Annotated in this window: 22 protein-coding genes; 9 read left to right on the top strand and 13 right to left on the bottom strand. The window is 68.5% G+C overall.

Annotation, left to right across the window (positions count from 1 at the left end; all coding sequences use genetic code 11):
• Positions 1-4: 4 nt before the first annotated feature.
• From C454_RS19480 to C454_RS19470, 3 genes are all read left to right on the top strand, one after another.
• Positions 5-292 (top strand): hypothetical protein, encoded by a 288-nt coding sequence (locus C454_RS19480; RefSeq protein WP_004978387.1) that lies wholly within the window; start codon positions 5-7, stop codon positions 290-292.
• Between the two features lie 84 nt (positions 293-376).
• Positions 377-997, top strand: coding sequence for a TetR/AcrR family transcriptional regulator (locus C454_RS19475; protein WP_004978385.1), 621 nt, complete (start codon positions 377-379; stop codon positions 995-997).
• Between the two features lie 153 nt (positions 998-1150).
• The gene (locus tag C454_RS19470) at positions 1151-2359 is read left to right on the top strand and encodes a cytochrome P450 (protein ID WP_049905310.1); all 1209 of its coding nucleotides are present in this window, start codon (positions 1151-1153) and stop codon (positions 2357-2359) included.
• Between the two features lie 73 nt (positions 2360-2432).
• On the opposite strand, the gene C454_RS19465 is transcribed toward C454_RS19470, so the two are convergent.
• From C454_RS19465 to C454_RS19450, 4 genes are all read right to left on the bottom strand, one after another.
• A complete protein-coding gene (locus C454_RS19465; protein WP_152421564.1) occupies positions 2433-3335 on the bottom strand; it encodes a pyridoxamine 5'-phosphate oxidase family protein in 903 nt (300 codons plus the stop codon).
• A gap of 75 nt (positions 3336-3410) precedes the next feature.
• On the bottom strand, positions 3411-5084 hold the full coding sequence (locus tag C454_RS19460; RefSeq protein WP_004978380.1) for a hydroxysqualene dehydroxylase: 1674 nt from the start codon (positions 5082-5084) through the stop codon (positions 3411-3413).
• A gap of 165 nt (positions 5085-5249) precedes the next feature.
• A complete protein-coding gene (locus C454_RS19455; RefSeq protein ID WP_049905309.1) occupies positions 5250-5834 on the bottom strand; it encodes a hypothetical protein in 585 nt (194 codons plus the stop codon).
• 61 nt (positions 5835-5895) lie between these two features.
• Positions 5896-6942 carry a pyridoxal-phosphate-dependent aminotransferase family protein gene (locus C454_RS19450; protein WP_004978374.1) on the bottom strand — a complete coding sequence of 349 codons (1047 nt, stop codon included), beginning with the start codon at positions 6940-6942 and terminating at the stop codon, positions 5896-5898.
• Positions 6943-7111: 169 nt separating this feature from the next.
• On the opposite strand from C454_RS19450, the gene C454_RS19445 reads away from it, so the two are divergent.
• The 3 genes from C454_RS19445 to C454_RS19435 all read left to right on the top strand — a co-directional run bounded on the left by C454_RS19445 (position 7112) and on the right by C454_RS19435 (position 10494).
• Positions 7112-8119: an AIR synthase family protein gene (locus tag C454_RS19445; protein ID WP_004978372.1), complete on the top strand. Its 1008-nt coding sequence runs from the start codon at positions 7112-7114 to the stop codon at positions 8117-8119.
• A gap of 159 nt (positions 8120-8278) precedes the next feature.
• The gene (locus C454_RS19440) at positions 8279-9607 is read left to right on the top strand and encodes a cobyrinic acid a,c-diamide synthase (RefSeq protein WP_004978370.1); all 1329 of its coding nucleotides are present in this window, start codon (positions 8279-8281) and stop codon (positions 9605-9607) included.
• Positions 9608-9774: 167 nt separating this feature from the next.
• Entirely contained in the window at positions 9775-10494 is a 720-nt protein-coding gene (locus C454_RS19435) for a cob(I)yrinic acid a,c-diamide adenosyltransferase (RefSeq protein WP_004978368.1), read from the top strand.
• A 62-nt stretch (positions 10495-10556) separates the two neighbouring features.
• On the opposite strand, the gene C454_RS19430 is transcribed toward C454_RS19435, so the two are convergent.
• The 8 genes from C454_RS19430 to C454_RS19395 form a co-directional block, all read right to left on the bottom strand.
• Positions 10557-11645, bottom strand: a complete 1089-nt coding sequence (locus C454_RS19430; RefSeq protein WP_004978366.1) for a LeuA family protein — start codon at positions 11643-11645, stop codon at positions 10557-10559.
• Positions 11646-12905, bottom strand: a complete 1260-nt coding sequence (locus C454_RS19425; protein WP_004978363.1) for a CaiB/BaiF CoA transferase family protein — start codon at positions 12903-12905, stop codon at positions 11646-11648.
• Positions 12902-14053 (bottom strand): ABC transporter ATP-binding protein, encoded by a 1152-nt coding sequence (locus C454_RS19420; RefSeq protein ID WP_004978361.1) that lies wholly within the window; start codon positions 14051-14053, stop codon positions 12902-12904. Before C454_RS19420 ends, C454_RS19425 begins: the two co-directional genes overlap by 4 nt.
• A complete protein-coding gene (locus tag C454_RS19415; protein ID WP_004978359.1) occupies positions 14053-14919 on the bottom strand; it encodes a carbohydrate ABC transporter permease in 867 nt (288 codons plus the stop codon). Before C454_RS19415 ends, C454_RS19420 begins: the two co-directional genes overlap by 1 nt.
• A gap of 1 nt (position 14920) precedes the next feature.
• The gene (locus C454_RS19410; protein WP_004978357.1) at positions 14921-15850 is read right to left on the bottom strand and encodes a carbohydrate ABC transporter permease; all 930 of its coding nucleotides are present in this window, start codon (positions 15848-15850) and stop codon (positions 14921-14923) included.
• Positions 15847-17181, bottom strand: a complete 1335-nt coding sequence (locus C454_RS19405; RefSeq protein ID WP_231608406.1) for an ABC transporter substrate-binding protein — start codon at positions 17179-17181, stop codon at positions 15847-15849. The genes C454_RS19410 and C454_RS19405 overlap by 4 nt, the downstream gene beginning before the upstream one ends.
• A gap of 165 nt (positions 17182-17346) precedes the next feature.
• Positions 17347-17985 (bottom strand): helix-turn-helix domain-containing protein, encoded by a 639-nt coding sequence (locus C454_RS19400; RefSeq protein WP_004978354.1) that lies wholly within the window; start codon positions 17983-17985, stop codon positions 17347-17349.
• 174 nt (positions 17986-18159) lie between these two features.
• A complete protein-coding gene (locus tag C454_RS19395; protein ID WP_004978353.1) occupies positions 18160-19032 on the bottom strand; it encodes a universal stress protein in 873 nt (290 codons plus the stop codon).
• 127 nt (positions 19033-19159) lie between these two features.
• Here C454_RS19395 and C454_RS19390 point away from each other — a divergent pair, with 127 nt between their 5' ends.
• The 3 genes from C454_RS19390 (at position 19160) to C454_RS19380 (ending at position 21947) form a co-directional block, all read left to right on the top strand.
• Positions 19160-19831, top strand: coding sequence for a hypothetical protein (locus C454_RS19390; RefSeq protein WP_004978351.1), 672 nt, complete (start codon positions 19160-19162; stop codon positions 19829-19831).
• A gap of 124 nt (positions 19832-19955) precedes the next feature.
• On the top strand, positions 19956-21095 hold the full coding sequence (locus C454_RS19385) for a DUF7118 family protein (RefSeq protein WP_004978350.1): 1140 nt from the start codon (positions 19956-19958) through the stop codon (positions 21093-21095).
• Between the two features lie 93 nt (positions 21096-21188).
• Complete coding sequence (locus C454_RS19380; RefSeq protein WP_081605273.1) at positions 21189-21947, top strand: hypothetical protein; 759 nt, start codon at positions 21189-21191, stop codon at positions 21945-21947.
• 44 nt (positions 21948-21991) lie between these two features.
• On the opposite strand, the gene C454_RS19375 is transcribed toward C454_RS19380, so the two are convergent.
• Positions 21992-22459 (bottom strand): FKBP-type peptidyl-prolyl cis-trans isomerase, encoded by a 468-nt coding sequence (locus tag C454_RS19375; RefSeq protein WP_004978347.1) that lies wholly within the window; start codon positions 22457-22459, stop codon positions 21992-21994.
• Positions 22460-22567 lie beyond the last annotated feature (108 nt).

The raw sequence follows: 22567 nt of genomic DNA, 5'->3' as shown, positions 1-22567 counted from the left end.
GCCGATGGCGACGAGCCGAGAGTACGTCGCGTTCGCCCTCCTCGGGCTGTTCGGGACGAACGCGGTCCCGCACCTGGTCAAAGGCATCACCGGGCAACGACACCAGACCCCGGCCGGAGAGGATTCGAGCGCCGTCGCGAACGTCGTTTGGGGGAGTGCGAACGCCGCGATTGCCGTCGGACTCGGGTGGCGAAACCGAGACGCGGTCACCCGAGGGACGCTCGCCACCGCGTTCGGGACGGGTGTCCTGTTCGCCGTCTCGCTTGCCTCGTACTGGAGCGAGGACGAATGAGACCCAAACGGCGGGACGCCGGTTGCGACTGCGTCGATGAGAATACTGAATACGGGCCGTGGACGAACTCGAACCACAGACGCGATGAGTGACAATCCCGGGACGAAACAGCGAATCAGGGAAGCCGCGTTCCGCGCGCTCTCCGAGCACGGATACGCGGACCTCACGATCAAGGACATCGGTGAGGAACTCGGACAGAACCCGTCGATTATCTACCACTACTTCGACAGCAAAGACGAACTGTTGCTCTCGATGCTCGACGACTTCGTCGGGATATTCGTCGGACAACGGTTGGAGCGACCGGTGACCGACGCGGGGGCAGAGCTTCGGACGTTCGTCGAACAGGTCCTCCACCCGTCTACCGCGCAGCTCGAAGCGGCCATGCACTCCCCGCCGGCCGATATCGAGACGGCCACCGCGCGAGTGTTCGTCGAGTTGTGGGCACACGCGACGTGGGACGACGCGTTCCGCGAAGAGACGACGCGAGTCGACGGGCGGATGCGGGACGCGCTCACGCACGTTATCGAAGCCGGCATCGAGAACGGGCAGTTCCGCCCCGTCGACCCGGAACTGACCGCCACCCACGTCCTCTTTCTGCTCAAGCAGGGACTGCACACCCGGTCGACGACGAACTGGGCCGACGCCGACGAACAGGCACGGGCCCTCATCGACGGAATTATCGCCGACATCTCCGCCGACAGCTGACACCGGTTCGGTGCCGCCGGTACCCCGCCGGTAACCGGCCTTTCCGCCTCTCCCACCCCGTAGCGCCGCCTCCAAACGCTGTGTGCCGTCACTCTCTCTCTCTCGAGAGCAGAAGCCAACAAGCCTATAACTGATTAATTGGTCAATTAACGCGTGCAGTCAACTGATTCAGTCGACAGTGCTCGCCAGTTACCGGCCGCGCTCCGAAGTCGCGACGCCCACCTCGCACCGTTCGAGTGGTACGCCGAGATGCGGCGTGATGCCCCAGTCCAGTACGACGAACAGCGCGAAACGTGGGACGTCTTCCGCTACGAGGACGTCGACCGCGTCCTCCGCGACCACGAGACGTTCTCGGCGGACCGCTCCGGCAGTAGCGCCAGCCTAGGGGACGACGCTGGGGGCGAGATGTCCGTTCTCAAAACGATGATTAGCACGGACCCGCCGGAGCACGAGCGCCTGCGGGGATTCGTCAACGAGCGCTTCCAACCCGGCGCGCTGCGCGAGTATCGGCCTCGACTCGAAGAACTCACCGACGAGTTAGTGGACGGACTCGAAACTCGGGACCAATTCGACTTTGTCGAATCGTTCGCCGTCCCGCTCCCGGTGACGGTCATCGCGGAGCTACTGGGCATCCCCGCCGAACGTCGCGACCAGTTCAAGGAGTGGTCCGAGGCGCTCATCGCTCGCCCCGAGGACCCCAGTGACGAAGCGGTTCAGCGGATGAAGCGAAAGCGGGGGGCGGCGCAAAAGGAGATGGGCCAGTACTTCGCCAGACTCCTCACGGAACGACAGGGAGGCGACGGAGACGACCTCATCACGCTGGCGGCGACGACGGACGAACTGAGCCAGCAGGAGAAAATCGGGTTCTGTATGATTCTCCTCCTCGCGGGGAACATCACGACGACGAACCTCCTCACGAACGCCATCTGGTGTTTCGAGGAACAGGGCCTCACGGAGGCCGTCCGCTCCGGCGAGGTCAGCCGCAAGAAAGCCATCGAAGAGGTCCTCCGCTATCGCTCCCCGATACAGGAGATTCAGCGCATCGCAAGCGAAGACGTCGAAGTGGGCGGAAAGCACATCTCGGCGGGCGAAGTCGTGAACGTCTGGGTGGGTGCCGCGAATCGCGACCCGGCGGTCTTCGACGACCCCGAGACGTTCCGCCCGGAGCGCAGACCGAACCAACACCTCGCGTTCGGGAAAGGCGTCCACTACTGTCTGGGCGCACCGCTCGCGCGCCTCGAAGCGGACATCGCACTCGACCGACTCCTCGCGCGTTTCGACAGTCTGGAAGCCGACCTGTCGGACCTCCACCCGCTCAACGGACACTACGGGCTTCAGTCGCTCCCATGTCGCGTGAACTAACGCGCGGGCGTCGAGACGCGCGTTCGCGCAGGGGAATCGCTCGCTCTCGTCGAGGATACAAACGACGCGCACCTCACCATTCGAGGAGCGTCCGAAGGCGAGGAACCGGTCTGTACGTCCGTCCGCGGTCGTCGAAGTAGGCCCGCGTCCGACGCTTACCGTCGACGATGAACCGAAGCCGGTCCCGCGGCGTTCGGTTCCGCAGGTGGAACGAACTCGCGGGGTCGAACACGAGTCCGCGCGCGTCCTTCCGACACCGACCGCGGATGAGTCGCTGTTCGAGCTTCGCGAGGTCCGCGTCGTGCCAGTGGACGAGGACGCAGGCTGGCTGCCCGTCGGCCGGCGTCACGTCGTCCGGCGGCGTCAACCGGAGCCGACCGTCACGGATGGTGGCGGCCGAGACCGGCCAGCTACGGGGATACCCCGCCTCGTCGGTGACGGTAACGACCATCCGGTCGTACGTCTCCGCCTCTCCGCCGTCGACGCCGGCCGCGCTCCACGTCGGGACCGTCGTCGTGCCGTCGGACGGGCGGGAATCGACCGCAGTCGGCCGAATCTCGATGAGAATCCGAAGCCCGTACCAGTCCAGAAGGAGCAGCCCGAGCCGCGTTCCGAGGAAGTCTGCCGCCTCGACCATCGCCTTCCGTTTCGGCGACGGCGGCTCGTCGCGGATGAGCCGCTCGACGACGGCGGTGTTCGCTTCCAGGTCGTCGTCTCGAACCGTCGCGCGTCCAGTGAGGTGCAATCGACCCTCGCCTTCGTGGAGCAGGAGCGACACCCGCGGGTTGGCCGCCGCTTGCTCGGCCTTCCCCGCGAACGCCGGCGCGGCCGTTACCACGACGACCTCCCGTTCGCGGTCGAAAAAGGGCGTGACCGGCACCACCGCCGGGCGGTCGTCGCGGGCCGTCGCGAACTCGGCCGTCAGCGAGTCGTACACGGCGTCTCGAATCCGGTCGGTCCCGGTGGACGCCGTCACGGACGACTCCGGGGGCGCGACAATCGACCGGCCGCGTCCGGAGTAGCGGCAGGTGCCCAGCGTCGTCGCCAACGGTCAGTCATCGAATCCCCAGCCGCTCGTGCGCAGTCCCCGGAACGTCGACCGCAGTCCGCGCTCGGCCTCGCCGGGGTGTGGGAGTCCCAGCCGAAACGCGACCTCGTCCTGCCGCTTCGGCGGGTCGAACAGTTGCGGCTCAGACAGCCCCCAGACAGTCGGGGGCGGCGCTCCGGCCCCCGTGCGCTCGACGATGCCACCGACGGCTCGGCGGGCCGCCTCGTTCGCGCTCTCCATCGTCGCCAAGTCAGTGTCCGTGCGGACGTAGTCGGCCGCCAACACGAGGTTCGGTGCGTCGGTCACCGCGGGGGGTCGGTCTCGGAGCGAGCCGACCGTGTTGATCAACAGCGGTTCGTGGTTCTCCATGCCGTCGCCGGTCTCGACGATTGCGGGGTCGAGCACCCAGTCGTACAGGTACTCGGTCGAGAGCCGCTCCGCATCCCGGTTGAGGTGAGCCGTCAGTTGGTGCCAGACCTCGGTTTTGATCTCCTCGCGGCTACACTCGCGGGCCGGCTTGTCGTACACCGGCCCGGGGGTCTCCCAGTCCGAGATAATCGCGGAGAGGACCCCTCGAATCGAGCCGTCGGCACACGTCTCGATGTCGAACGGGCCGTCGTCCCAGAACTGGCGCTGCGAAATCGCGGTCAGCGCCCACGGGGAGTCTGTGTACGCCTGATGGCCGCGCGCGAGCGGCAGGTCCTCGGTGAGGTAGAACTGAATCCCGTTCATCCAAGCGGTGTCGAGTCGCCCGATGGCTCCGAGCGACGGGGCCGCCAGCCGGAGTTCCGCCGTCACCAACGACGCCATTACCTCGACCGGAAGCGCCGCCACGTAGTAGTCCGCGGTCACTCGCTCCCCGCCGGCGAGTTCGACGCCGGTGACGCGACGGCCGTCGGAGTCGATTTTCGCGACCGGCGACTCCGTTCGGACGGACACGCCCAGCGATTCCAGATAGGACTCCCACGGCGTAATCCAGACCTCGCTCGTCGGGCCGTTGAGCACCGCCTCGGTCGGCCGGTTGGGGTCAATCTGGTCGAGCATCAACTGCGCGTAGATCTGTCCGATGGTACGGGCGCTCCCCCGCTGGGGCTTCAGCGCGACGAGCGCCTGCGTGCTCTCGGCGAGGTGCTTGCGGTAGGCCGGTGACTGCGCCTCCGCGTCGACGAACTCCCACCACGACACGCGGTCGAGTTCCTGCTCGCGGCGCGCTCGACAGCTCGTCAGCAGCACCAGCAGGCGTCGTAAGAAGTAGTTCGTCTCGGCGGGGGTGATTTCGCCGCCCCCGATCGTCGGTTTGAGCGCGGCGACCCACTCCGCAATCGTGTTCGGCGTCCGCGTCTCGGACCGCATCTCTTCGCCCGTCGTCGTCGCGATGAGCGTTTCGTCCGTCTCGACGAGGTTGTCCGCGACCGTGCCCCCGGACGGCCGCGGGATTCGGCCGAGCGTGTCTCGGAGATTCCGATAAAACCCCGGGAAGAACCGAAATCCGTGTTCTGCCGGCAGCGAGTGACCGTCGTCACCGGAGGGGACCGAGAAGCTCCGAGCTTTCCCGCCCAGTCGCGATTTGGCCTCGTACACGGTCACGTCGAAGCCGCGTTCCCCGAGTTCGTGCGCCGCGCTCAGCCCGCCGACCCCTCCCCCGAGAACGGCGACTCGAAAACTGCCTGCTGACATACGCTACTCGTGGCGCGAGACGGAATAATTATTTGCAATATCGAAGCATCTGCCGTCTCAGCCGGCGAGAACCGAGCGTTGCGAGTAGCGACCGCCGGTTCACGACGCTGTAACTCCGACGGAGTCACATCACCGTTCCGGTGCCCGGCGCGTTCCGACCGGGCCTCACGCGTCTTCGGGAACGAGATTCGTCAGGACGCGGTCGCCGAACAGGACGACGAGCGCCGCGCCGACGAGGTTAAAGACGAGGTCGAGCGCGGTGTCGACCCGGCCGTAGGAGACGAGGACGGGGTCGATACCGAGCGCGTCGGCCCCGCGGTGGATGGCGTACTCGGCGAGTTCCCAGAGCACGCCGGCGCAGACCACGACCGCGAGGACGCGAGTGGACGGGTCGCGGCCGCGGCGGCGCGAGAGGACGTGGACGACCCCGCCGAGAATCGTCGCCGAGTGGGCGTGGGTGAGGTGGTCCCACCACCACACGTCGTCGTAGGGGCCGAGCATCCCGACCGAGTGGGTCAGCATCGCCGACTCGACGTAGAGGCGCTGCCACGGACGGAACTCGACGCCGGCCAGTCGCTCGACGGCGACGGGGAGGAACGTGCCCGCGAGGGCGAACACGGCGTTCACCATCGCGGCCGGGTTGCGGCGGCGGAGCCCCGTCAGGAACACGGCGACGATGGCGGCCCTGATTCCGTCGTCTGGTCGCCGCCGTCCCGCTGAATCACTCGTCTCGGTCACGGTTGTTCTCACCGAGACTGTCGTCGGCTTCGGGTAAAAGCGTTGACAGCCGGCCGACGGCCGACCCGCGTCCTCAGACGACGGTCGCGAGCGCGTCCATCACGCGGTCGACCTTCTCCGCGTCGGCGTTGTAACCCATGTGGCCGACGCGGAGGATGTCGTCGGCGAGGTCGGCGAGGCCGGTCGCGAGGACGATGTCGTGTTCGGCCTCGAGTTCGTTCCGGACGCGCTTCGCCTCGCCGGGGAGGTGGAACGCCGTCACCGTCGGAGCGCTCCGCTCGGCGTCGGTGTAGAGGTCGAGTCCGAGGTCGGCCCCGCGCTCGCGGCAGTGCGCGGCGGCCTCCTCGTGGCGCTCGTAGACGGCGTCGAGCCCTTCTTCGAGAAGCATCGACAGCGACTCGTCGAGGGCGGCGACGTTCGCGCCGAGGTGGGTGTACGGGAAGCCCTCGCTCGTGTCGCGCCACGGGAGGAGGTTCGTGTAGAGGGAGTCGGGGTCGCGCGCCTCGATGACCTCCCACGCGCGGTCGCTGACGGCGGCCGTGGTGAGACCCGGCGGCGAGCTGAACGCCTTCTGCGACGCGCCGAGGTTGATGTCGATGTGCTCGCTCGGGACGGGCGTCCCGCCGAGCGAGGAGACGGCGTCGACGACGGTCAACACGCCGTGGTCGTGGAGGCGTTCGAGGACCGGCGCGATGTCGTTGAGCGTCCCCGTCGGCGTCTCGCAGTGGATCATGGTGGCGACCTCGAACTCGCCCTCGTCGAGCGCGGCTTCGACGCCCGCCACGTCGAGCGGGTCGGTGTAGTCGGCACCGACGACGGTCGGCTCGCCGCCGTAGCTCTCGACGAAGTCGGCGAAGCCGTCGCCGTAGAGGCCGTTCGAGACGCAGAGCACGTCGTCGCCGGGGGCGACCGTGGAGGCGATGGCGGCTTCGAGACCGAGGATACCCTCGCCGCCCATGACGACCACGTCGTCGTCGGTGTCGTAGACGCGCCGGAGTTTCTCGCAGACGCCGTCGTAGGTGTCGAAGAAGGACTGCTCGATATCGGGGTTCGGCATCGGCTCGCTCAGTCGGTCGCGGACCCGCGGCGGGACGGCCGTGGGACCGGGTGTCATCAGCATGGATTCCCGTTACGAACAGAGCGTCTTAGCAGTACGGCATCCGCGGCGGGTGCCCGACCACGGCCTGCTCGGCGGGGGTGGCGGGCGGCGGACGCGGCCGGCGAGCGCGACCGTCAGCGTCGGCGGCGGACGGGAAGGCACAAAAGCGCCCTCGCCGTCACCCACGTGTATGGGCAAACTCTCACCTGCGGACCTCGACCGCTACGTCTTCTCGCGGACGGGGGCCCCCAACGACGACCTGCTCGTCGGGGCCGGCTACGGCGAGGACGCCGCCGCCGTCGCCACCGGCGAGGGGACGATGGTCGTCAGCACCGACCCCATCTCGCTCGCCGCCGAGCGCATCGGCACCCTCGGCGTCGCTATCGCCAGCAACGACGTGGCCGCCTGCGGGGGCGCCCCCGAGTGGCTCGTGAGCACCGTCCTCCTCCCCGAACCCGACGTGGACCTGCTCGACGACATCACCGCCCAACTCGACGCGGAGGCCAACCGACTCGGCATCAGTATCGTCGGCGGCCACACCGAGACGGTCGCCGGCCTCTCCCGCCCGCTCCTCTCGCTCACCTGCATGGGACCGACCGACCGCTACGTCCCGACCGGCGGCGCGGAGCCCGGCGACGCGGTGATTCTCACCAAGGGTGCCGGCATCGAAGGCACCGCCGTCCTCGCCACCGACTTCCGCGCCGACCTCGATACCGCCGGCGTCGACGCCGAGACGGTCGAGCGCGCCGCGGGCTTCTTCGACGACATCAGCGTCCTCCCCGAATCCGCCGTGCTCGCGTCCGCCGCGACCGCGATGCACGACCCGACCGAGGGCGGCGTCCTCAACGGACTGGTCGAACTCGCCTGCGCTTCCGGCGTCCGAATCGAAGTCGACGGCGACGACGTGCCCGTCCGCCCCGAGACCCGGGCGCTCTGCGACGCGATGGGCGTCGACCCGATGCGGATTCTCGGCTCCGGCGCACTCCTCGCGGCGGTCCCCGGCGACGAGGCCGACGAGGTGCTCGCCGCGCTCGACGACGAGGGAATCGAGGCGACGGTCGTCGGAACCGTCGAGGCGGCGAGCGACGACACGAGCGCGGCCGCGGACACCGACGTTGATTCGGACGCGGGCGTCGTCTACGACGGGACCCACTACGCCGACGGCGTCGAAGACGACATGTACGAACTCTGGGACTGAGCAGAACGCGAGTCGCTGACCGACGCCGTCCCGGGCGACCCGACCCAACACAACTTTGACTACTGAAATTCCACTTGTTGATATGACTGCCGAACGCCCGTCTCGACTCGCGAGCGACCCGCCGGAAGCGCCGCCAGCGACCCGGACCGCGGTGACCAGATGAGAGGCGTCGTCGTCGCCGGCACGGCCTCCGGCGTCGGGAAGACGGTCACGACGCTCGCGGTGTGCCGCGCGCTCGAACGCGAGGGCTACGCGGTCCAACCGGCCAAGGCCGGTCCCGACTTCATCGACCCCTCGCACCACGCCGCCGTCACCGGGAAACCGTCGCGGACGCTCGACCCGTGGCTCGAAGGCGAAGACGGCATGCGCCGGATCTACGCCCGCGGCGAGGGCGACATCTGCGTCGTCGAAGGCATGATGGGCCTCTACGACGGCGACACCTCGACGGCTCGGGTCGCCGCCCTCCTCGACCTCCCCGTGGTCCTCGTCGCGGACGCGAGAGCCGGGATGCAGAGCGTCGCGGCGACGGCCTACGGCTTCCGGACCTACGCGGACCGGATGGGAATCGACGCCGACGTGGCCGGCGTCATCGCCTCTCGCGCTCACGGCGGCCGACACGCCGAGGGTATCCGCGACGCGCTCCCCGAGGAACTGCCGTACCTCGGCCGAATCCCGCCGAGCGACGACCTCGAAATCCCGGAGCGCCACCTCGGACTCCACCTCGGCGACGAGGCTCCGCTGTCCGACGAGGCGCTCGACGCCGCGGCCGACGGGATTCGCGCCGACGCGCTCGCCGAGGTGGCGCGAGAGCCGGAGTGGAACACCGAGGAGTTCGAAGCGGGCATTCGAGCCGAGTCGTCCCAAGCTACGGATTCGGACGGTCCGACGGTCGCCGTCGCCCGCGACGAGGCGTTCTGTTTCGTCTACCCCTCGACCCTCGACAGACTGGAATCCCTCGGCACCGTCTCGTACGTCTCGCCGGTCGCCGGCGACAGCCTCCCCGACTGCGACGGCGTCTATCTCCCCGGCGGCTACCCCGAGCGGTTCGCCGCGGAACTCGCGTCGTCGCCGACGCTCCCGGCGCTCGCCGACCGGGCCGCCGACGGCCTCCCGGTGTTCGGCGAGTGCGGCGGCCTGATGGCGCTCACCGAGTCGCTGACGACGACCGACGGCGACACCCACGAGATGGCCGGTATCCTCCCCGCCGACGTGACGATGCAAGAGCGCTATCAGGCGCTCGACCACGTGGAGCTCCGGGCGACCGACGGGACGCTGACCGCCGACGCGGGCGAGATGCTCCGCGGCCACGAGTTCCACTACTCGTCGGCCGACCCCGCGACCGACGCCCGGTTCGCCTTCGACGTGGAGCGCGGCACCGGCATCGACGGCCGCGAGGGACTCACCGAGTACCGAACCCTCGGCACCTACGCCCACGTCCACCCCGAGAGCGGGGCGTTCGACCGCTTCGTCTCGCGGCTGACGGACTGACCGCGGTAAGAGCGTGAGAGCGCAAGGGCACAAGAGCGCGAGGGCGGCGAACCCCTATATACGAAGCCGCGACAAGCACCGACCGACGACCGACCCACGCGGGGCGGGACGGACCTGTCCGGTCCGCACCGACCCGACCCCGACGCGACACCGATTCACACTCAACGATGACCGACGCACCCGACGGAAATCCCGAGACAGACGACGAGACCACCCCCGACTCGGTTCGGGCGAACACCCCCGGCCGCGGCGTCCGCCCCGAAGCGGCCGCCATCGAACCCGCCGCGCCCGACGACTTCGGCCTCGTGCAGGTGTGGTGGGGCGACGGCAAGGGCAAGACCACGGCCGCGATGGGCATGGGCTTTCGCGCCGCCGGCCACGGCTACCGCGTCCACATGCTCCAGTTCCTGAAGGGCGGCGCGGACTCCGTCGAGGCCGTCCGCGGCGAGTACAACGCCATCGCGGCGATGCCCGGCTTCTCCTTCGAGAACCTCGGCCACTACGGCTGGGCCGGCATGGCTGACGGCAGCGACGACGCCGACCACGAGGCGCAGGTCGCCGCCGGTCTCGACCGGGCGCGCGAACTCGTCGACGCCGCGGCCGACGCCGACCTCACCGAACCGCTCGCCCTCGACGGCCCGCCGGAGGACGGCGTCCACCTCCTCATCATCGACGAACTCCTCTACGCCGTCGCGATGGGACTGCTCGACGAGGGAGACGTGCTTGACCTCGTGGAGCGAAAGCCCGAGCATCTCGAACTCGTGTTGACCGGGAGCCACGAGGAGCCGACCTACGTCTACGACGCCGCGGACCTCGTGACCAACGTTCGAAAGGAGAAACACCCCATCGACACCGGCCAGCGCGCGAGAAAAGGGACCGAGTACTGACGCCGAGTCGGTGCCGGATCAGCGCCGACTGAGCGCCGACTGAGCGGTGAGACAGCGCCGATTCAGAGCCGTCGAGCGATATCCAGCGCCTCGTCGGTCGGCACCGGTTCGTCGAGCGACCGGAGCGTCTCGACGAGCGCCGCGACCTTCGTCTCGTCGGGGTCGTCGCCGACCCGCTCCAAGAGCCGCCGGGCCGCGCCGGTCCCGCTCTGCGGGCCGAAGTAGAGCGTCCGCGACCCGCCGAACGCGGCCGGGTCGAACGGCTCGAACGTCGCCGGGTCGTCGAGCATCGCCGCGGTGTGGAGCCCGGACTCGTGAGAGAACACGTCCGACCCGAGCACCGATTTCTCCGCCGGCACCGACTCGCCGAGCGCCGTCAGCACGTCGTTCGCCCGGGGGATGAGCGTCGAGGGGTCGAGCGCCGGGCGGTTCACGGCGCGGCTCGTCTCGGCCGCGACGACGAACTCCTCGACGGGGACGTTGCCGGCGCGCTCGCCGATACCGCCGACCGACACGTCCACTTTCTGCACGTCGTGGGCGACCGCGGTGAGCGCGTTGGCCGTCGCGACGCCGAGGTCGTCGTGGAAGTGGACGCCGAGGCGGGTCGGGTCGGTGTCGAGGTCGTGGAGGAACGACGAGACTTCGAACGGCGTCTTCGAGCCCACGGTGTCCGCGATAGTGAGGTACGTCGCGTCTATCGAGTCGAACAGGTCGTCGAGGAACGCGGGGTCTGTCCGGAAGCCGTCCATCGCGGTGAAGTGGACCTCCAGCCCGGTCTCGGTCGCGGCGTCGACCGTCTCGCCGACGAGCGAGCGCAGTTCGTCCTCGTCCTTCCCGAGGAGTTCGGTCCGCTGTCGCTCACTGGTCGGCGCGAACACGTCGATGACGTCGACGCCGGCGTCGACCGCGGCCTCGACGTCCTTCGGGACGGCCCGGGCGATGCCCGTCAGTTTCGTCTCGACGTCGACGGCGTCGCAGACCTCGCCGGTCTGTTCGCCCGCAATCGGGAACCCGACCTGCACGTAGTCGACGCCGAGGTCGTCGAGGGCGCGCACGGCCGCGACTTTCTGTCCCGTCGTGTAGGACGCGCCGGGTCGCTGTTCGCCCTCGCGGCAGGTCACGTCGAGGAGGACCGGCTCCGCGGCGGCCATTCAGACCCCTCCCGCGCGCCGGAGCGCGTCGATGTCGGCGGCGTCGTAGCCGAGCGACGAGAGGATGGCCTCGGTGTGCTCGCCGAGCTTCGGCGGGTCGGTCGAGTCGGGGCGGTCGAAGCCGCTGGCGACGACGGGGAACCTCGGGACGCTGACCGACCGCGACGTTCCCTCGGCGGTCTCGACCTCGGTGAAGAAGTCGGTCGCCCGCAGGTGCGGGTCCTCGGCGACCTCGTCCATCGAGTTCACCTTGGCGACGGGGACGCCGACCTCGCGCAGTCCGGCGACGAGGTCGGCCGCGTCGTGGGTCTCGCACTCGGCGCGGAGCAGGTCCATGAGTTCGTCGAGGTTCTCCCGGCGGCCGGGGAGCGTGTCGAACCGGTCGTCCTCGTGGAGGTCGAGGCCGAGCGCCTCGCAGAGCGCCGTCCACTGGCGCTCGCCCGAAGGACCGATGAACACCCACTCGTCGTCGGCCGTCTCGAACACGTCGTAGGGTGCCCAGTTGGGGTGCGACGCGCCCATCGGTCCCGGCACGTCGTCGTAGGCCTCGGTGTACGCGAGCCAGTAGCCCATCATCGAGACGGTGGACTCGAACAGCGGCGCGGTCACCTTCGACCCCTCGCCGGTCCGGTCGCGGCGGTAGAGCGCCCCGAGGACCGCTATCGCGCCGTAGAACGACGCGGCCATGTCGGCGATGCTCGTTCCCGACCGGACCGGGGGCATCCCCTCGTGACCGGTGACGCTCATCAGCCCCGACAGCGCCTCGGCGATGGGGTCGAGCGCGGGGTACGACTCGTAGGGACCGGGGTTGAACCCCTTGATGGAGCAGTAGACGAGGCCCGGATGCGTCTCTTTCAACTGCTCGTAGCCGATGCCGAGCCGTTCGGCGGTTCCCGGCGCGTAGTTCTCGACGACGACGTCGGTCTCGTCGAGCAGGTCGAAGAACGCGTCGAGCGCCGCGTCGGACTTGAGGTCGAGCGTGAGGCTCCGCTTGTCCCGGTTGACGTAGTTGAACGAGCTGTTACCGACCGGCGACGACCCGCGGATGAGGTCGCCGCCCTTCGGGTGTTCGACCTTGATGACGTCCGCACCGAGGTCGGCGAGGAGCATCGAACAGAACGGTCCGGCGATGATGTGGCCGAGTTCGAGCACGCGCACGCCGTCGAGCGGGAGCCCGCGCGTCGCCGACGCGGTCGCAGAGCCGGTCGCGTCCGCGGCGGCCTCGCTACTCTCGGCGCGCTCGGCGCTGTCGCCGCTCATGGAGTGACGCCCCCCGCCCCCGCGGGCGACGACGAGCGCTCGCTGGCGCGTTCAGACCCGAAGAGTATCGTCTCGCCGTCCTCGCCGAAGACGAACGCGTCGGCGAGGTCGAACGACACGTCGAGTCGGTCGCCAGCGACCGCGTCGTCGACGGCGTCGCTGACCACGTCGAAGGGGGTGCCGTCTTCGAGGCGGCCGTGGACCACGGACTCGGTCCCGAGCGTCTCGACGACCTCCACGTCGACCGAGAGCCGACACGCCCCGGCGGAGCCCACGTCGAGGTACTGCGGCCTGATGCCGAGTCTGACGCGGCCGTCAGTTGGCACGTCGACGCCCGCCGGAAGCGAGAGCGTGAGCCCGGGGCCGACGAGCACGGTCTCGCCGTCGCGGTGCTCGACCGCGCAGTCGACGACGTTGGTCGAGGGCATGCCGATGAACTGCGCGACGTACTCCGAGTTCGGGTAGTCGAACAGCTGTTTCGGCGGGTCGACCTGCGCGAGTTCGCCGTCGCGCAGGAGGACCACCTGGTCGCTCATCGTCATCGCCTCGGTCTGGTCGTGGGTGACGTAGACGACGGTCGTGTCGAGCTCCTGGTGGAGCCGCTGAATCTCGACGCGGAGGTCGGATTTGAGCTTCGCGTCGAGGTCGGACATCGGCTCGTCCAACAGCAGCACGTCGGGGTCCTGCACGAACGCGCCGCCGAGGGCGACGCGCTGTTGTTGGCCGCCGGAGAGCTCGGCGGGCATCTTCTCCAACTGCGCCTCGATTTGGAGGACTTCGGCGGCCTCGTCGATGCGCTCGTCGCGCTCGGCCTTCGGGACGCCGTGAATCTTCAGGCCGTAGCCGATGTTCTCGCGGACGGACATGTGCGGGTAGAGCGCGATGGACTGGAACACCATCGAGACGTTGCGCTCCTGCGGCGGGAGGTCGGTCACGTCCTCGTCGCCGAACGAGACGGTACCCGAGGTGGGCGTCTCCAGCCCGGCCAACATGCGCAGGGTCGTCGTCTTCCCGCAGCCCGAGGGGCCGACGAAGGTCGTAAACGAGCCTTCGGGGATGTCGAGGCTGAGGTCGTCGACGGCGACGTGCGTGTTTCCGAGGGTGCGAAACTCCTTTCTGACGGTGTCGAGGTGGATGCTGGTTGCCATTATTCGAGGCCTCCAACGCTGAAGCCCTGGAGGAGGTATCGTTGCAGGAACAGTGCGATGAGGAACGGCGGAATCGAGATGAGAAGCGAGACGGCCATCGTCTCGCCCCAGCCGATGCTGACGCGGTCCAAGAACAGCGACGCGCCGACGGTGATGGTGTACATCTCGTCGCGGCTCATCACGACGCGCGCCATGGTGAAGTCGTTCCACGCGACGGCGAACGCGAAGATGGCTGCGGAGATGTAGCCGGGCCGGGCGACCGGCAGGACCACGTCTCTGACGGTGCGCCAGCGGCTCGCGCCCCGGACCCACGCGGACTCTTCGAGCGCGATGGGGACGGTCTGGAAGTACTGCCACATCAGCCAGATGCAGAACGGCGCGGAGATGGCCGTCAGCGCGAGGGTGAGCGCGAAGTGGCTGTTGAGCAGGCCGAGCGTCGAGAAGACGACGTACAGCGGGATGGCGAGGACGATGGGGCTGAACATGTACGAGAACAGCACCGCCCGCGCCGCCAGCGACTTCCCGGTGAAGTCGAAGCGCGTCAGGCCGTAGCCCGCCGCGACCGCGATGGTCGTCGAGAGGACGGTCGACCCGAGAGTGACCACGAGGCTGTTGATGAAGTACCGAACCGTGTCGGTCGACCCGAGGAGGACGAGGAAGTTCCGGAGCGACGGCTCGGTGGGCAGCAGGTTCACCCGCCCGCCGGCGAACGTCGTCGCCGGCGACTGGATGGCGATGACCACCATCACGTACACCGGGATGATGGTGAACACCGAGATGAGAAGCGCCGTCAGGTAGACGGCGATTCGCTGGAGGCGTTTCTGGGTGTCGTGGGAGACGAGGCCGCGACCGGCGGACGTCGCCATCTCACGCCACCTCCTTTTCGGGGGCGAACGCCCGGAAGTAGACCACCGCGACGCCGGCGAGGAGGAAGAACATGACGCCGGCGAGCGCCGTCGCCATACCGAAGTTCACCTCGCTGAACGCGAGCTGGTAGACGCGAATCGGGAGCGTCGTCGTCTGCTGGAGCGGGCCGCCCCGGGTCGAGAGGTAGATGATGTCGAACTTGTTGAACATCCAGATACCCCTGACGAGGAGGATGATGAGAATCGCCCCGCGGAGGTGCGGGAAGGTGATGTCGCGGAACGCCTGCCACGTCGTCGCGCCCTCGACCCGCGCCCGCTCGTAGAGGTCGGGGTCGATGGCCTGCAGGCGCGCGAGCAGGATGAAGAAGGCGAAGCTGGCGAACTTCCAGACGCTCGTGACGACGACCGCCGGCATGGCGAACTCCAGGGTCGAGAAGAACGCTATCGGCTTGTCGATGAGCCCGGCGTCGACGAGGAACTGGTTCAGAATCCCGATGTTGGGGTCGAGGATGAACTTCCACATGAAGATGACAACGAGCGTCGGCAGGAGGTACGGGAAAATCATCAGCGTCCGCAGGGCGTCGCCGCCGCGGATACGCTGGTTGATGACGAGCGCGAGCCCCAGCCCGATGACGAGGCTCAGCCCCGTCGTCGCCACCGCGTAGACGACGCTGTTCCAGAGGAAGCCCCAGAACGCACCGTTTCCGAGGAGTTCCGCGTAGTTGCCGAGGCCGACGAACTCGGGGTTCCGCACCGGCGACGCGAACAGGCTCATCCCGAGCGCGTAGACGATGGGGATGACCCAGACCACGACGAAGAACGCGAGCATCGGGACGAAACACGCCGCCAACAGGAGCGTCGTGCCGTCCACGTCGCGCTCTCGGAGGGCCGACCCGGCGGCCGCCAACCGCGATTTGAGGGCCGTACTCATTGCAACCCGCGGAGCTCTTCGGCCAACCAGTCGACCGTCTCGTCGGGTGTGAGCCCGCCGACGAGAAGCTGGTCAGCCGCCTGTCCGAAGAGCTGTTCGCTGTAGGCGTCGGCCGCGACGATGTTCGGCGCGCCGCCGTCGCCCGTCGCGAGGACGCTCGTGAAGGCGTCCCAGTTGTCGCGGACGAGATTCATCACGTCGGGGTGCTGCTGGATGACCTCGTTTTCGGCCACCTCGGGCGCGTCGAGTTGCTCCCGCGTCGGCGGGAACTGGAACAGCGGCGCGGAGAGCACGAAGTCGAAGAAGCGCGACGAACTCGTGAAGAAGTCGACGAACGCCTGCGCGCCCTCGGTGTTCTGGCCGTCGTTGCGGACGAGGTGACCCTCCATGTACGCCCACCACCTGTCCTGTGCGGCCCCGCTCGGCACGGGGAAGGGCATCGGGCTGAGATTCTCGACGAGGTCGGGGCGGTTGGCCTGAATCGTGAGAATGGGGAGGCCGCCGACGCTGGCGATAGCCGCGGCGTTCTCCTGTTGGAGCGCGCCGATGGCGTCGCCCCACGCCCACCCCGAGCCGTTCGGCGAGTGTTCGGCCATCGACTGGACCCACTCGAACGTCTCGACGGCCGCCTGTCGGTTGTCGTCGTTGTCGAGTCTGACCTCGATGCCGTCGGAGGGGCCGCCGTAAATCTCCACGTCGTTCTGCCAGAGGTACTGCGTCATCTGGGTGTCGGCGTTGTTCGTCTGGCCCGACTGGATGACGTAGCCCTCCATCGACTCGTTGGCCGACACCTCGCCGGCCGCCTCGACCCACTCGCTCCACGACGCGGGCATCTCCGAGTACACGTCGTTTCGGTACCAGCCCATGAGCGGTTCGACCATCGCGGCCGCGAAGTACGACTCGCCGCCGACGCTGACCGGGTCGGGCAGGTCGTTGTCCTGAACCGCCCCCGTGACGGGCGCGAGGACGCCGTCGCGCTGGAGCCGGTACGCGTCCGTCGAGGTGTCGAAAAGCAGGTCCGGCGGGTTGCCCGCGGCGACCATCTTCTGCATCTCGGCGTCCGAGGAGGTCCCCTTCGCCGTGTAAATCATCTCGACCGTGTGGTCTGTCTCCTCCTCGAACTCGGCGATGATTTCGTCCATCACGTCCTTCGAGTCGCCCCGGTCCGAGAGGTATCGAATCGGCTCGTTGGAGCCGCCGCCACCGCCGCCGCCCAGACAGCCAGCCGTCGTTACCGCCGCCGCGCTCCCGACCGCCGCGAGGAACGTCCGGCGCGACGACCCGCGCGTTTTCCGCCCGTCACCACCACGAGAGTGATTCCCATTTATCATGGTAATTGCAAACAATACGTACACCGCTAGAGGGCACGGGAGTACCGCCTACCCCTGTTGGCTCTTTATATCGGAATCCGCGGATATGATGACGCGTTTCAGGTGTACTAGGTGCTTGAAATTCGGGATGCAACGTGCGCCGGGGCCGAACCGGTCCGGTCGTGGTCAGGTGCTGTCGGGGTTCGCGGGCGTCGTCGCGTCGGCGAGCGCGTCGCTGAGGAGTTTCTTTTCCGCCCGCCGGAGGTGTTCCAACACGGTCGGTCGGCTCACCTCGAACGCCGCCGCGATTTCCTCGACCGTGACGCCCCGCGGCCAGTCGTAGTAGCCGCGTTCGAGCGCGTAGCCGACGACCTCTGCCTGCCGCTTCGAGAGCCGCGTGGAGGGCCCGACGAAGGGCTTCAGCCGGCGGAGTTCGACGGTCCCGAGCGACCGGAGCCCCGAGATGATGGCCTTGAGGTCGGCCCGCCGGAACACGACCACGTCGAAGACGCGCGAGCGCCCGTAGAACTGGCTCATCCGCTGGAGCATCCCGTGGTTCTCGCGGATGACGGGGAGCGCCCCGGACGACCGCTTCGTGATGAGCAGTTGGTCGTCGCCGACGAGTTCGAGGTCGCGGACGACCTCGCTGGCGGCGAGCCGTTCGGCCATCTCGTCGCGGTGTTCCCCGGCGTCGACGACGAAGCGGATGTCCGTCTCGCCGAGCACCTCGCAGTTCGTCACGACGACCGGTCCGTCGACGAGGTCGCTCACGTGCGACAGCACGTAGTCCTCGTTCAGTTCGAGGAGGATGGTCGCGCGAAGCATCGGCTACCGGACCCTCCGGCTGTCGGGGCTGGGCGGGCGTCCGAGACGGTCCTGTTCGACCACGGCTACTGCGCCGATACGTCGCCCGCGGGTAATAGCTGTATCCCGAGTCGGGTGGCTGGCGGCGGGCCACCCGCTCGCGTTGGACGGTTCGCGGCCGCCAGTTCGACCAAGTTACTCCTCGTCGGGCGACACCGTGATGACGGGGACGGGGGCGCTCCGAACCGTCTGCTCGGCGACGCTCCCGAGGAGGATTCGGTCCACGCCGCTCCGCCCGGTGGTCCCCATGACGACGGCGTGGATGTCGTTGCCTTCGACGTACTCCCGAATCGACTCGCTCGGCGAGCCGTGTTCGATGGTTTCGGCGAGCTTCGTGACGCCGCGCTCGTTCGCCTCCTCGACGACCTTCGAAATCGCCTCGTTCGCGCCGCGCTCGCTCTCTTCGCCGGAGAGCATCGACCGAACGTCGAAGCCGAGCGCGGAGTCGTCCACGACCGACAGCACGTGGACCGTCGCGTCGAGTTCGGCTGCGAGTGCGAGGCCGTGGCTCGTCGCTCGTTTCGCGGAGCGGCTTCCGTCGGTCGGGATGAGGATGCGCTCGTAGGGGAACGTCAGCTCCTCGTCGGGCTTCATGCGGGCGGTGAGTACCGGCCGGTCCGACAGGCGGACGACCTTCTCCGTGACGCTCCCGCGGAGCTGTCGAGAGATGCCTTTGCGCCCGCGGGTCGGCATCACGACGAGGTCGTAGTCGTACTCCTCGGCGTACTCGACGATGGTGGGCGCGGGGTTGCCCTGCACCACGTCCGTCGAGTAATCGACGCCGAGGTTCTGGAGCGTCTCCGCCGCCTCCTCGACGACGCTCTCGCCCTCGCGTTCGAGCGCGTCGACCACGTCGTTCCCGACCACGGTGACGCTGTCGCGGGTCGTGTCGGCGACGAAGAGCAGTCGTATCTCCGCGTCGTCCCAGTGGGCGAGTTCGCTGGCGTGGTGGAGAACCGCGCTCGACGACGTGCTCTCGTCGACGGGCAGGAGGATGCGCTCGTACATAGCCTGTCATACACCCGGTCGCCGGTAAGTCCTTTCGCCGGACGGCGACCGCGGACCGGCCATCGTCGGGGGCGCTAGCTCCACCCGCACCACACAGTTATCACTCGACAGTCACAATCGGACGGTCATGGCACCGACAGACGAGTCTCCGCACGGCGGCGCGCGGACGCGGCGCCACCGCCGACAGGGCGGCGACGACGACGAAACCGGCGTCGACGCGTGGCTCGACGCGACGGTTTACTTCGGGCTCGGACAGCACCTACTCCTCGCGCTTCCGATGCTCTGGGTCGCCTTCATGACCGTTTCGACGCCCGTGGCGGTCACGACCGCGGCCGTCGTCTCGCTGGCGGTCGCCTGCCTCGCCATCGGTGCGCTCCGCATGAACGCCGTCTCCGTCGGCGCGCCGTGGCACCGAATCGAGGACAACGAAATCGGTCTCGGCCCCGACGCGGGCTACGGCTTTCTCGTCCGGCGGGCGGCCTATCTGAACGCGACGCTCGGCCTCGGGACGTTCCTCGGCGCGCGCGCCGACCTCGCCGGAGCGGGGCTCCCCGGTTCGGTCGTCGTCGCCGGCGGCGTCGCGCTCTGTGCGATGCTCGCGCTCCCTCGGCTGCGCGCCGCGCCGGCCCGCACGTCGGCCGCGGTGGCCGGCGTCTACTACGCCGTTTCGCTCCTCGTCGTCGCCACGTTCCCCGGGATGGTCGACCTGTTCTCACTGTCGCCGTCGGTCGCGCTGTGCGTGCTCGCGGTCGCGCTCGCCGCCGCGTTCGACGTGGCGACCGGCCGAGACCGGCGCTGACTCGGCTTCCTCGACCCACCGCCGTCCCGTCTTCCTCGGTCACCAAGTTTTCAACCCTCGCGCACCGACTCGTCGGGCATGACACCGATTCCGCGCACGGGCCGCCCTCCCGAGGTGCCGCGGCGTGACTGACGCCGCGCTCGCCGACGACCCCGTAGCGGCGCTCCGCACGGCGGCCGACACCCTCAGCGACCGGCGCGAGACGGTCGACGAAATCGGCCGCGAGGAGCTTCGGACGCTCTCGTCGGCCGTCAGCGACGTGACGGGGATTCTCGACCGGTTCGAAGAGCGGGCGACCGACGACCTCGAAGGCTACGTCGCGTTCCGCGAGACGCTGTCGAACCGGCTGGAGAAGGTCCCCGCCGACGTGCGCCACAGCGACGCCTTCATCGCCGCCAACGACTCGCTCACGACCGGCATCACCTCGTCGCTGTCGGCGTCGGACTTCGAGCAGGCCAGACGCGAGTTGGAACCCGCCCGCGAGGAGGCGGCGCTGCTCGACGAACTGGACGAGGCGAGAGACGACTACCGGAGCGCCCGACGACGACTGCGCGAGCGCGCGGACGAACTCGACGCCCGAATCGAGCGCCTCGAACGCGTAGAGCGACTCGGCGAGGTCGACATCGACGCGCCGGTGGACGAACTCCGCGACCCCATCGAGCGGTACGACGACGCCGTGGCCGAGGCGTTCGGCCGGTTCCGCGCCGAGTCGCCCGCTCGCGAGGTGCTCGCGTGGTTGGCGGCCGCCGAGTCGTACCCGCTCGTCGAGACGCCCAGTCCCCCCGAGCGACTGCGCGAGTACCTCGAAACCGCCGCCATCGGCGACGAGCCGATTCCAACGCTCGTCGAGTACGCCGGCTACTCGCGGTCGAAACTCGACCACTACGTGGACGACCCCAAGCGGTTCTCCGCGGCCGTCGGGACGAACAAGCGGTTTCTGGAGACGCTCGACGCCGACCCGCTGACCGTGTCGTGGCCGCCGGAGCCCGCCTCGGAACTCCGCTGGCGGACGAAGGAACTCGTCTCCGTGGTGAGTCGGTTCGCCGGCGACGAGACGGTCTCGCGGGCCCGCGAGGTCCACGAACTGACGTACGAGGAGTCCTACGACCGCCTCCGCGACGCCGCGGTCGCCCGGGCCGAACTCACCGACGACCAGCGCGACCGCCTCCGGCGGGGCGTCGTGGCCGACGAGTTGGCTTCGGCCCGCGAGGAGCGCGAGAGGGTCGCCGACTGCCTCGACGCGCACCCGCGACTGGACAACTGAGCGTCGCCCGGCGACCGCGGCGATGAAACCGTGAGGCGAGCGAGACGGCGACAAAAAACACTTACCTGTCTCTTATACACATCTCTNAGAGATGTGTATAAGAGACAGGTCTGTCTCCCCGCGCCGGTGTACCTGCCCGCGCTCGCGGGGGCGACGTCGCCGCCGCCGCAAACCTCGCAGTCGTACCGAGCCGAGACCGTGTCGCTCGCGAACGAATCGGACATCGAGACTATCGTGAGTCGCCACGGGCGGACGGTCTCGATTTCGGTGCACCAGATCAGCCACCGGTACTCGGCCGGCGAGTACCGCGCGCCGAACGAGACCCGCGAGACGCTGGCGGCGGCGATGCGGAACGGCACCGCCCGGACAGCGTCGGCGGGCGCGAGAGCCGACCTCCAAGCCATAGCGCGGAACAACACGTACGTCCACGACGCCTACGGCGAGCGCCAGCAGTACTACCGGTTCAGCGTGGAAGAAAACGGCTCGGTCGTCACCGCGCGAAACGCCACGCTCCAGCGCGTCGCAAACGCCACCGTCGAGCGAGGGGCGTATCGCTACGAGAACCTCTCGCCGGGGGCGAGAGAGACGGTCGATAGAATCCTTCGGAACTCCTCAGATGAGGACTTCGGCTACCGACCGCGGGTGAACGACGCCTTCGTGGACCGCCTCCCGGCGTTCGTCGAGAAGGATGGAACGCTCCACAGCATCACCGTCTACGGCCACGTCGACGACTTCGGCTTCGGAGTCTCGCTCGTCGTCGGACTCGTCGTCGGACTCGGCGTCGCCGGCGTCGGCGCGGTCTTGATTCTCGTCGGTGGAGTGCTGTACGCCGTTGCGTGGTGGCGCGAGTAGCGGGAGAAGAACGGTCGAACCGCGAGACCGCGGCTCAGTTCAGTTCAGTTGGCGTCGACGATTTCGACGTCGAAGACGAGCGTCTCGCCGGCGAGCTCGTGGTTGAAGTCGATGCGGACCACGTCGTCGTCGGCGTGGACGATTTCGCCGAGGCCGCCCTGCTGGGTCTGGACGTACAGTCCCTCCTCGGGCTCGTCGCCGAGCACCTCGCGGAGCTGTTCGGTCTCGTGCTCGCGGACGAGGTCTTCGTCGTGCTCGCCGTAGGCCTTCTCCGGCGGAATCTCGATGCTCTCTTCGTCGCCGACGGACATGCCGACGAGCGCCTCGTCGAGGCCCTCGATGACGGTTCCCGCGCCGACTTCGACCACGAGCGGCTCGTAGTCGCGGTCGCCCTGCGCCTCGGAGAGTCCTTCGGCGTCGGCCACGTCCTGACGCGACGTGTCGAAGACCGTGCCGTCGGGGAGCTTTCCAACGTATTCGAGCGAAACGGAGTCGCCGGTTTCTATCGTCATACCGCCTACTCTCTGCCGGAGACGGATAAGTGACCGTACTGCCGGCGAGAGTATAATTTATCTGTTACATCGAGGCGCGCGCTCATGCCCTCAGCACGCCACTAGATA

This window comes from Haloferax gibbonsii ATCC 33959, from assembly GCF_000336775.1.
Taxonomy (GTDB): domain Archaea; phylum Halobacteriota; class Halobacteria; order Halobacteriales; family Haloferacaceae; genus Haloferax; species Haloferax gibbonsii.
Note: the sequence above shows the minus strand (reverse complement) of the source record. Positions and strands in the feature narration are given on the sequence as shown.

Excerpts from the sequence above, each read along its gene's own strand:
- C454_RS19415 (WP_004978359.1), bottom strand. The coding sequence starts at position 14,919 with ATGGCGACGTCCGCCGGTCGCGGCCTCGTCTCCCACGACACCCAGAAA.
- C454_RS19450 (WP_004978374.1), bottom strand. The coding sequence starts at position 6,942 with ATGCTGATGACACCCGGTCCCACGGCCGTCCCGCCGCGGGTCCGCGAC.
- C454_RS19375 (WP_004978347.1), bottom strand. The coding sequence starts at position 22,459 with ATGACGATAGAAACCGGCGACTCCGTTTCGCTCGAATACGTTGGAAAG.
- C454_RS19475 (WP_004978385.1), top strand. The coding sequence starts at position 377 with ATGAGTGACAATCCCGGGACGAAACAGCGAATCAGGGAAGCCGCGTTC.
- C454_RS19435 (WP_004978368.1), top strand. The coding sequence starts at position 9,775 with ATGACCGACGCACCCGACGGAAATCCCGAGACAGACGACGAGACCACC.
- C454_RS19445 (WP_004978372.1), top strand. The coding sequence starts at position 7,112 with ATGGGCAAACTCTCACCTGCGGACCTCGACCGCTACGTCTTCTCGCGG.
- C454_RS19440 (WP_004978370.1), top strand. The coding sequence starts at position 8,279 with ATGAGAGGCGTCGTCGTCGCCGGCACGGCCTCCGGCGTCGGGAAGACG.
- C454_RS19390 (WP_004978351.1), top strand. The coding sequence starts at position 19,160 with ATGGCACCGACAGACGAGTCTCCGCACGGCGGCGCGCGGACGCGGCGC.
- C454_RS19460 (WP_004978380.1), bottom strand. The coding sequence starts at position 5,084 with ATGTCAGCAGGCAGTTTTCGAGTCGCCGTTCTCGGGGGAGGGGTCGGC.
- C454_RS19400 (WP_004978354.1), bottom strand. The coding sequence starts at position 17,985 with ATGCTTCGCGCGACCATCCTCCTCGAACTGAACGAGGACTACGTGCTG.
- C454_RS19430 (WP_004978366.1), bottom strand. The coding sequence starts at position 11,645 with ATGGCCGCCGCGGAGCCGGTCCTCCTCGACGTGACCTGCCGCGAGGGC.
- C454_RS19395 (WP_004978353.1), bottom strand. The coding sequence starts at position 19,032 with ATGTACGAGCGCATCCTCCTGCCCGTCGACGAGAGCACGTCGTCGAGC.
- C454_RS19425 (WP_004978363.1), bottom strand. The coding sequence starts at position 12,905 with ATGAGCGGCGACAGCGCCGAGCGCGCCGAGAGTAGCGAGGCCGCCGCG.
- C454_RS19410 (WP_004978357.1), bottom strand. The coding sequence starts at position 15,850 with ATGAGTACGGCCCTCAAATCGCGGTTGGCGGCCGCCGGGTCGGCCCTC.
- C454_RS19420 (WP_004978361.1), bottom strand. The coding sequence starts at position 14,053 with ATGGCAACCAGCATCCACCTCGACACCGTCAGAAAGGAGTTTCGCACC.
- C454_RS19480 (WP_004978387.1), top strand. The coding sequence starts at position 5 with ATGGCGACGAGCCGAGAGTACGTCGCGTTCGCCCTCCTCGGGCTGTTC.
- C454_RS19405 (WP_231608406.1), bottom strand. The coding sequence starts at position 17,181 with ATGATAAATGGGAATCACTCTCGTGGTGGTGACGGGCGGAAAACGCGC.